This is a genomic window from Shigella sp. FC1967, from assembly GCF_001743005.1.
Taxonomy (GTDB): domain Bacteria; phylum Pseudomonadota; class Gammaproteobacteria; order Enterobacterales; family Enterobacteriaceae; genus Proteus.
The window spans coordinates 1-939 of the sequence record NZ_MIIZ01001088.1 but is presented as its reverse complement, the minus strand read 5'-3'; the positions used below and the strand labels follow the sequence as shown (position 1 = coordinate 939).

2 protein-coding genes are annotated in these 939 nt (G+C 44.5%); both read right to left on the bottom strand.

Annotated elements, in window-relative coordinates:
- A partial coding sequence (locus BHE89_RS18700) for a GTP-binding protein (protein WP_234369306.1) occupies positions 1 to 100 on the bottom strand: 100 nt, incomplete at its 3' end.
- Positions 101 to 167: 67 nt separating this feature from the next.
- The coding region (locus tag BHE89_RS18695) for a translation factor GTPase family protein (RefSeq protein ID WP_458694242.1) at positions 168 to 939 on the bottom strand (772 nt) is incomplete at its 5' end.

The following is a 939-nucleotide window of genomic DNA, read 5'->3' as shown; positions in this document are numbered from 1 at the left end:
TAGTGATTGCAGCAGTCAGAGTTGTTTTACCGTGGTCAACGTGGCCGATAGTACCAACGTTAACGTGCGGTTTTGAACGTTCAAATTTTTCTTTAGACACGACTATATTCCTTAATATCGCTCCCTCTAGTCGAGGGAGCGTAAACTAAATTGAACTCGAAAGGATCTTATTTCGCTTTACGAGCTTCGATAATAGCCTGAGCGACGTTGCTAGGCGCTTCGTTGTACTTCAAGAACTCCATAGAGTATGAAGCACGACCCTGAGTTTGTGAACGCAGGTCAGTTGCATAACCGAACATTTCAGCCAGTGGTACTTGAGCACGGATGATCTTACCGGTAGGCAGATCGTCCATACCTTCAACCATACCACGACGACGGTTTAAGTCACCGATAACGTCGCCCATGTAATCTTCTGGCGTTTCAATCTCAACTTTCATGACTGGCTCAAGCAGAATTGGCTTAGCTTTCATGAAGCCGTCTTTAAATGCCATTGATGCGGCAATTTTAAACGCGATTTCTGAGGAGTCAACATCATGGTAAGAACCGTAATGTAAACGAGCCTGAATATCCACAACAGGGTAACCTGCTAATGGACCAGATTTCAGCTGTTCTTGAATACCTTTATCAACAGCTGGGATGAATTCTTTAGGAATTACACCACCAACGATATCGTTGATAAATACGTAGTTCTCTTCACCACCTGCTGGTAATGGAGACAGGTCGATAACCACATGACCGTACTGACCACGACCACCAGATTGTTTCGCGTGCTTACCTTCGATATCAGTTACTGTATCACGAATAGTTTCACGGTAAGCAACCTGCGGTTTACCTACGTTCGCTTCAACTTTAAATTCACGACGCATACGGTCAACTAACACGTCTAAGTGCAGCTCACCCATACCAGCAATGATAGTCTGACCAGTTTCTTCGTCACTT